Here is a 3,453-nt window from a genome sequence, read left to right as displayed (position 1 = left end):
GACTCCATGAATTCCCTTCTCCCGTCGCAACGCGATGGGAGAAGGTCCCCGAAGGGGGGATGAGGGCCTCTGTCCGCGAGCCATGCCGGTTGAAAGAGGCCCTCATCCGGCCTGTCGGCCACCTTCTCCCATTGCTTCGCAACGGGAGAAGGGAACGGGGCAGGCAGCTCGCTCGACTCCATGAATTCCCTTCTCCCGTCGCGACGCGATGGGAGAAGGTCCCCGAAGGGGGGATGAGGGCCTCTGTCCGCGAGTCATGCCGGTTGAAAGAGGCCCTCATCCGGCCTGTCGGCCACCTTCTCCCACACTGCCGCGCGGGAGAAGGGAACGGGGCAGGCAGCTCGCTCGATTCCATGAATTCCCTTCTCCCGTCGCAACGCGATGGGAGAAGGTCCCCGAAGGGGGGATGAGGGCCTCTGTCCACGTGTCGTGCCGGTTGAAAGAGCCCTCATCCGGCCTGTCGGCCACCTTCTCCCATTGCTTCGCAACGGGAGAAGGGAATGGGGCAGGCAGCTCGCTCGACTCCATGAATTCCCTTCTCCCGTCGCAACGCGATGGGAGAAGGTCCCCGAAGGGGGGATGAGGGCCTCTGTCCGCGAGTCATGCCGGTTGAAAGAGCCCTCATCCGGCCTGCCGGCCACCTTCTCCCACGCTGCCGCGCGGGAGAAGGGAACGGGGCAGGCAGTTCGCGCAAGCAAAAAAGCCCGGCCTTTCGGCCGGGCTTTTGCGTCTTCGATTGGAAGATCAGTTCAGCCGGTTCTTCACGGCCTGGATCGACGAGGCGATCAGCTGGTCACCCGTGGCGCCCTTGGCGACCTGGGCCACCATGTTCTGGGCGGCGGCGATGGCGAGTTCGGTTGCCGCATTGCGCACGTCCTTGATGGCGGCGGCTTCGGCCTGGGCGATCTTCTGCTCGGCCTGGGCGGTGCGGCGGTCGAGGGACTCGCTCAGCTTGCGGCGGGTTTCGGCGGCATATTCCTCGGCGTCCGCCTTTGCGGCGGCGATGATGGAGGCCGCTTCCTTCTCGGCGTCGATGCGCTTCTGCTTGTATTCCGCGAGCAGGGCTTCGGCTTCCTTGCGGAGTTTTGCCGCCTGCTCGAGATCGTTGCGGATGCGCTCGGCGCGGGTGTCGAGGCCGGAGGTCATGGTCTTGAAGCCGCCGGCATAGGCAACGATGCCCAGGAAGATGATGAGGGCAACGAGGGCGAAGAATGTTGCGTCGAGATGCATACTTGTCTCTCCCTATGCCTTGAGCCCGGCGATGGCTTTGGCGGCCTCCGCCTTGCTCACCGTGGCGCCGGTCAGTTCGGACACGATCTCGGCTGCCGTTTCGGCGGCGACCTCGCCCACGTCCTTCATGGCGCTCGCCTTGGCGGCGGCGATCTTCGCTTCAGCGTCGGCCGTCTTGGCGCCGATCTTCTTCTCGAGTGCCGCGCGCTCGGCTTCCATTTCGGCGTTCATCTTGGCGCGTGTCTCGGCGGCGATGCCTTGCGCCTTGGCGCGGGCGTCGGCCAGCGCCTTCTCATAGGCCTGCACCGCGGCCTGCGTCTCATTCTTGAGTGCGGAGGCCTTGGCGAGATCGCCCTCGATCGTTTTGTGGCGCTTCTCGAGAACGGCGGCCATCTTCGGCAGCGCCAGCTTGCTCATCAGCAGGTAGAGCAGGCCGAAGAAGATCACCAGCCAGAAGATCTGGGAGGGGAATGTGGTCGCGTCCATGGGCGGGAAGGCGCCCGTGTGGCCGCCGTCATGGCCCGTGGTCTCGGTCGTGTGGCCAGTTTCACCAGCAGCCGGTGCTTCCACCGCCGTGGTTTCCTCGGCAACGACGATTGTCGTCTGCGACATGTCTAGAGCCTCAAATGGGGAAGCCTGTTCGGGGTTCAGCCCGCCAGGCTTCGATTTGATTGCCGTAATGAAGGATTACGTGAACAGGAGCAGGAGAGCGACGACGAGCGAGAAGATGCCGAGGCCTTCCGCGAGCGCCGCGCCGATCAGCGCGTTGGTGAACTGGGCCGGGGCTGCCGACGGATTGCGCAGCGCGCCCGCCAGGTAGTTACCGAAAATGTGGCCCACGCCGATGCCGGCGCCGCCCATGCCGATACAGGCGATACCAGCGCCAATCAGCTTTGCTGCATCTGCTTCCATTTTAGTCTCCTTGAGTATCCGTCAGGTTGGGTTGAGGGGTGGAAATCAGTGATGGGTATGGAGCGCGTCGTTGAGATAGACGCAGGTGAGGATCGCAAACACGAAGGCCTGCAGGAACGCCACCAGGAACTCGAGAGCGGTGAGGGCCACCGCCATGGCCAGCGGCGCCACCGCGCCGAGGATGCCGCCGAAGCCCAGCGCGCCGAGGCTCACCACGAAGCCCGCGAAGACCTTGAGCACGATGTGGCCCGCCAGCATGTTGCCGAACAGACGAAGACCCAGGCTCACCGGGCGCGACAGGAAGGAGATGATCTCGATCAGCGAGATGAAGGGCAATATGACCGCGGGAACGCCATGCGGCACGAAGAGCTTGAACCAGCCCAGCCCGTGCTTGGCGATGCCGACCACCACCACCAGCGCCACCACGAAGACGGCAAGCGAGGCCGTGACGATCACATGGCTGGTGACCGTGAAGAAGTAAGGGAACATGCCGAGCATGTTGGCCACGAGCACGAAGGAGAACAGCGAGAACACCAGCGGGAAGAATGGTTTCCCCTCCGGCCCCAGCACGTTTTTCACCATGTTGTGGATGAATTCGTACCACAACTCGCCGACCGACTGGAGCCGCCCCGGCACCAGCGCGCCGCGTGCGGCGGCCACGAGCAGGATGGTCGTGACGGTGGCGACCGCGATGCCCATGAACAGGGCCGAATTGGTGAAGGCGATCTCGTAGCCGCCAATATGGAACGGGCCCGCGAGTTCCTTGATCTGAAACTGGTGGATCGGATCGTTAGCCACGCTCAGTCCTCATCATCATCATCCAGGGCCGCTTTTGGCGGCGGGTTTGAACCAAGCCTCTCCTGTGCCAGGGGCGCCCTGTTGCCCGCGCGGGCCATGTTCAGGATGCCGGCTCCGAAGCCGAGGAGCAGGAAGAATATCAGGCCGAAGGGCAACGTGCCGAACAGCCAGTCGATGCCATAGCCAATAAGGCCGCCGACCAGCGTCCCGGCAACGAACTCGCTCGCGAGACGGTAACCCTTGGCGAAGCCAGTGGCGCCCTGCATGCTCGCGGACGGTTTCGTGCTTTCGGCCTGCTCGGACCGTTCCGCCGCGATGCGGCCTGACAGGTCCTTGAGGCGGGCCGAGAGATCACCCAGCTCAGGCGGGGGAGGTTCGTCTCGCGGTGTGTCGTTGCTCGGCTTGGTCATCAGACTAACTCCAGGCAAACGCCGTCCACGCTCGGAAATTCTCCCTTCCCAAAGCGGGCGCACCATAGTTGCGGGTCCAAAATGTGTCAAGAAATGGATTGGT

The 3,453-nt window shown here is 63.9% G+C and carries 5 protein-coding genes; all 5 read right to left on the bottom strand.

The window, feature by feature from the left end:
- Positions 1–744: 744 nt before the first annotated feature.
- Complete coding sequence (locus ACILRA_RS22245; protein ID WP_395664223.1) at positions 745–1,230, bottom strand: ATP F0F1 synthase subunit B; 486 nt, start codon at positions 1,228–1,230, stop codon at positions 745–747.
- A 12-nt stretch (positions 1,231–1,242) separates the two neighbouring features.
- Positions 1,243–1,842: a F0F1 ATP synthase subunit B gene (locus ACILRA_RS22240; protein WP_395664222.1), complete on the bottom strand. Its 600-nt coding sequence runs from the start codon at positions 1,840–1,842 to the stop codon at positions 1,243–1,245.
- Positions 1,843–1,917: 75 nt separating this feature from the next.
- Entirely contained in the window at positions 1,918–2,142 is a 225-nt protein-coding gene (locus tag ACILRA_RS22235; RefSeq protein ID WP_395664221.1) for a F0F1 ATP synthase subunit C, read from the bottom strand.
- 45 nt (positions 2,143–2,187) lie between these two features.
- Positions 2,188–2,940, bottom strand: coding sequence for a F0F1 ATP synthase subunit A (locus ACILRA_RS22230; protein WP_395664220.1), 753 nt, complete (start codon positions 2,938–2,940; stop codon positions 2,188–2,190).
- A gap of 2 nt (positions 2,941–2,942) precedes the next feature.
- Positions 2,943–3,350, bottom strand: coding sequence for an AtpZ/AtpI family protein (locus tag ACILRA_RS22225; RefSeq protein ID WP_395664219.1), 408 nt, complete (start codon positions 3,348–3,350; stop codon positions 2,943–2,945).
- Between the last annotated feature and the right edge of the window lie 103 nt (positions 3,351–3,453).

The organism is Aestuariivirga sp. (assembly GCF_044239095.1).
Taxonomy (GTDB): Bacteria; Pseudomonadota; Alphaproteobacteria; order Rhizobiales; family Aestuariivirgaceae; genus Aestuariivirga.
This window is presented reverse-complemented; position numbering and strand designations above follow the sequence as displayed.